This is a genomic window from Cupriavidus basilensis (genome assembly GCF_000876015.1).
Lineage (GTDB): Bacteria > Pseudomonadota > Gammaproteobacteria > Burkholderiales > Burkholderiaceae > Cupriavidus > Cupriavidus basilensis_B.
The window spans coordinates 1-4158 of the sequence record NZ_BBQM01000051.1 but is presented as its reverse complement, the minus strand read 5'-3'; the positions used below and the strand labels follow the sequence as shown (position 1 = coordinate 4158).

The window sequence follows — 4158 nt, the reverse complement described above, 5'->3', positions numbered from 1 at the left end:
CTTGCGCAGACCGGCGTTCGCATCGTTCACCAGCCAGTTACCAGCGCCGCGGGTCGCGTCGAACTGCTGTAGTCCCTTTCCTGCCAGTTGCTCTGCGCCGAGCACGATGCTGCCGAAGCCATGCCCAAGACCGGCGCCGAAAGACTCGGGTTTCCCGGGAGCTTCTTCGGTGGGCGCAGTTGCCGCCTGTTGGGAAGCGGGCGCAGGCTTTGCCGCAGACGCTTCCGAGGGTGCCTTGGTGAAGGCCGATAGGATAGCGTCATCGCTGTCTGGGCGCGCCACCGCATTTCCCGGAGCAGCACCGCCTTTCGAGAAAGCGGCCAGAATCGCATCATCATCGGTTGCGCTAGGCTGCGGCGCAGCCGGCACACCGGGGAGTGTGGCCGGTTTGGCTGGCGGACCTTGGAGCCGCGCCATTACCTGATTGGCATACGGATGGACGCCCTTGGCAACGTCCTGCGAGTTCGGCCCTTGTTTATATGCGATCAGCGCCTTCACCGGGTCATTGAACTGATCCAGTTGCTGTGACAAATACCAAGTCCCAACGTCTACCCCGATCTGCGGCTTCAGCAGATCCTGCATGCTGTACTTGGTGCCATTTGCCTTGTTGTAGTCTGCCAGTGCCGCTTGACGGACTTGCATGGCGCCATATGCACCTTGGCCGCCACCTTCCGTATTCACTGCGCCCGGATTGCCGCTCGATTCCTGTTGAACGACAGAGGAAGATAACGCGGGATCGACGTTCCAGCGCTGTGCGGAGGCTTGGATGAATGGCGAGAGATCAGGTTGTTTTGCCATTACTGGCTCCCAGGCATCGAGATCACGCCGCTACGCACCAAGTTGCCGAGGTCGGACTTGAACTTGCCGAGCGCTCCGGTTTTTTGCTGTCGCGCGAGAAAATCTTTTTGCTGAGTCGGACTCATCTCCACGAAGGCAAATGCATCGGGGCTGACATTCTTGTTCCACTGCGACTGCCACTGATTAAACTTGTCCGGCGTGTTACCGGAGTTCTGCCAGGCATAGTCCTGCGCGGCACGCATCTTCTCCGCGGCAATCGTCTTCACTAGGATGTCATCGTTGGCGAGCTTCGAGATATTCGGGTTGGCATTTCCCGTCACCGCGGCATTCAGACGCGCATCCGTTCCGGTGCCGAGCGAGCCCGACACCGATGATGCATAGTTCGTCAGGATCTTCTTAAACTCATCGAAGTCCTTCACCTCGCCAGTCCAGCCGATTTTCTTGGCAACATCAGGCGCCAGCGCATTGGCGAACGACTTGGCCGTATTGCGCCAATCGGCACCAGGACCGGTATTGATGCCACCCAATGCATCGCGCGCCTGATTCAGAAGACTGATACGCATCGGCACATCTGCTGCCGAGTCATGGAGTTGTTGCGCCGCCGTAGCCGACTGGCTGGCTTGTGCACTAGCGCCGGATGCTTGCGTCGCCTGTGCTGCAGGGGAAAGACCCGTTTGCAATGCTCCCGCAGGAACCTGAGCAGCGCTAGGGGCACCCGCTGGCGTTCCCTCTGCTCCCGGGAAACGGCCGGTATAGGCTCCGCCTGTCCCCGGAGCGCCGACACCCCCCCCCGGTAGCATTGCAAGGCGCTGAGCGCGCGTCATGGTATAGGGCGTCCCTTCTGGCGTGACACCAGGGACTTCTGTGGAGGCTTCGCCAGGCGTTAACGTGTTTTGCAGAGAACCGGCGATGCTGGGCTTGCCGGTCAGCGGGTCGATGTTCAGCACCTGTGTCTGACCGCCCGTATTCAGTACTTGCGTGCGCGGCAGCATGGCATGAATCTTGGCCTCCCCAGACAGCGAATTCAGATAGTGTTGCTTGATCCATTCGGCTTGTGCCGCCGGGTCGCCGGGAATGCTGGCCACTTCGCGTTGTGCAACTTCTATCGGCAACGTGCCGGACGCTAGCGCCTGACCTATCGCGCTGATGATCTCATTCTTCATGTCGCTCTTTCCATAAGTTGGCGACGACATCAGGGAACCAATGCGATTCCGAAGATCGGTCTGTTGCTTCAGTGCCAGTTCCAGTTTGCCTGTGTCATACGACAATTGCTGATTACGCTGAGAGGCGATCTTCGCCATGAAATCAGGCAGGAAAGCGCCCGCTCCGCCCTGTGTGGCGAGAGCCTGAAGCTTGCCAAAATCCACTTGGCCGGTCTGTGGGTCGGTCGCCTGCTGATAGGCCTGCGAGATGATCTGATTGGCCCCCAGCTGCTGCGAGGCAGATTGCAGGCCGATAAGCCCGCGCGCGGTATCCACGGTCTGACCAAGTTGAGCCAAGCCATTCTGCGGAGGCTTCACCCCTAACGGAATACTTGGATTCAGTAGGTTGACATCAAGGTTGGCCATTTTCATCAGCCCCCATAACTCGGGTCCATGTTATATGCGGCTGCACTTCCACCGAACAGCGATCCAGGTCCGCTATATCCGAAACCTGAATTTGCCATAGCATTCTGATTGTTCAGTAGGCTGTAGAGTCCTACGCTACTACCTAATGATCCAATTCCACCATTGATCGCATTGGCTGAACCAACTTGCCCGGCAGCTCTAGCTGCTGCGCCACCCATCAGCGCATTGCCCACATTAGAAGCAGTTTGAAGCCCTGCATTCCCGACGCCAGCTGCAGCATTCTGGCCGAGACCTACAAGCCCAGCTAGCCGGTTGTACTGATCGGAATTGATGCCGTAGTTCGTCATGAACGATTGCAGCGCATTTTGGTATTGCTGCTGGTAGGTCTGGTCTGCTAACCCAGTCGTATAGTCAGAAATGCCCTTCAACTGTGCGCCGGAAAGATTCAACCCTTTTGCGGCTGCGGCATTGTCTACACCCTTGAGCCCCTGCTGAAGCGTAAATTGATAGCCCGGCGTCTGCTCGAGTTGTTTCTGCGATGGGTTAAAGTTGAATTGCTGCGTGAGTCCACCTCCGTTCAGGAGGGCTTGCAATCCAGAAATGGAATTGCTGCCAAGGTCCATGTACGGCTGCAGATTCTGCTGCATCTGCTGAAACTGCTGCCACTGCAGATCGGCAGCACGATTTGCCGCGTCGGCTTGCGTATTGGCTGCGCTTTTTGCGGCGCTTGAGGACATAGCGGCACCCGCAGTTCCTGCTACGGCAGTACCGATGCCCACTGCTGCTGCGACCATTTCAGTTCTCCGTTACAGCCACTTTTCATGCATCGTCTCGACCGGCTTGAAGTCGAGATAGCGAAACAGCGCAGAGGCATCATGCTGAACCTTGCTACCCATCGCCCAGCGTTTCACGCCGCGGCGGCGCAATTCCTTTTCCACGAAACGCATCATCCTGATTCCGGCCATGCCAGTGCGCTTGTCCTCGCGCACGAAGAAGATGTCCGGAGAGCAGGTGAGGCACGAGCGGTAGTGCAGCCCCGGCGCGACGAATGCCACGAGATAGGCCACAATCACGCCTTCTTCACGCCCGATCACCATCATCAGCGAGCCATCTGCCTCTCTCGCGCGATAGACCTCGACCATCGGATCCAGCGGGACGTCATGGTCCTTGTGGGTCGAGATCTCGGCGTAATGCCGATCCAGCAGGGGCAACAGCTCGCCGTAGACATCCGAGAACCGCTCGATGGCGAAGGTGATCATTTGATGGTCCTGATATCCACGATAAGATGCAGCCGCTCCTCGGCACTGTTGTTGATCACCTCATGCTCGACCGAGTTATCGAACCACCAAACCTCTCCGGTGAGCATCTGCACTGTTTCGTCGCCGCACCTGAAGATGCTTCCCGGATTGCCTTGCAGCACCACATGGAAGCGCTCGTAATAGGCGGCATGCTCCCCGCCGTCGACGTGTGGATCGATCTTTCTCCCGGGCATGAGGCGCGTGATCAAGCAGCGGCCCAATCTGATGCCCTCAACACGCGCCATAAGATTCATGATCATCTGGCGGGCTTGAGGTAGGGCGTGGAAGGCCGGATAGCAGATCGATTCGTGCTCGTCGATGACAGATGAGGGATCTCCGGTCTGCTCATACTTATTGAGGTCGTTGAAGCGCAGCCAGATGTCCGAAACCTGCTTGTGAGGCGTCAGCTCATGCGTGGTGCGCAATCTATTCTGATCCCAGAGATCGGGCCGCTGATGTAGAGCAACCAGCAGCGGCATCACGTCAACCCCTTG

Annotated in this window: 5 protein-coding genes; all 5 read right to left on the bottom strand. The window is 58.0% G+C overall.

The features are described 5' to 3' along the window. A partial coding sequence (locus KF708C_RS35355; RefSeq protein WP_156174078.1) for a transglycosylase SLT domain-containing protein occupies nt 1-798 on the bottom strand: 798 nt, incomplete at its 3' end. Further along, entirely contained in the window at nt 798-2372 is a 1575-nt protein-coding gene (locus KF708C_RS36315; protein WP_156174077.1) for a hypothetical protein, read from the bottom strand. The genes KF708C_RS35355 and KF708C_RS36315, both read right to left, overlap by 1 nt. Further along, the gene (locus tag KF708C_RS36310) at nt 2372-3160 is read right to left on the bottom strand and encodes a DNA transfer protein p32 (RefSeq protein ID WP_156174076.1); all 789 of its coding nucleotides are present in this window, start codon (nt 3158-3160) and stop codon (nt 2372-2374) included. Before KF708C_RS36310 ends, KF708C_RS36315 begins: the two co-directional genes overlap by 1 nt. Before the next feature lie 12 nt (nt 3161-3172). Next, on the bottom strand, nt 3173-3625 hold the full coding sequence (locus tag KF708C_RS34005; RefSeq protein WP_059416284.1) for a hypothetical protein: 453 nt from the start codon (nt 3623-3625) through the stop codon (nt 3173-3175). Next, a partial coding sequence (locus tag KF708C_RS34000) for an aspartyl/asparaginyl beta-hydroxylase domain-containing protein (RefSeq protein ID WP_063923113.1) occupies nt 3622-4158 on the bottom strand: 537 nt, incomplete at its 5' end. The genes KF708C_RS34000 and KF708C_RS34005, both read right to left, overlap by 4 nt.

Excerpts from the sequence above, each read along its gene's own strand:
- KF708C_RS36315 (WP_156174077.1), bottom strand. The coding sequence starts at position 2,372 with ATGAAAATGGCCAACCTTGATGTCAACCTACTGAATCCAAGTATTCCG.
- KF708C_RS36310 (WP_156174076.1), bottom strand. The coding sequence starts at position 3,160 with ATGGTCGCAGCAGCAGTGGGCATCGGTACTGCCGTAGCAGGAACTGCG.
- KF708C_RS34005 (WP_059416284.1), bottom strand. The coding sequence starts at position 3,625 with ATGATCACCTTCGCCATCGAGCGGTTCTCGGATGTCTACGGCGAGCTG.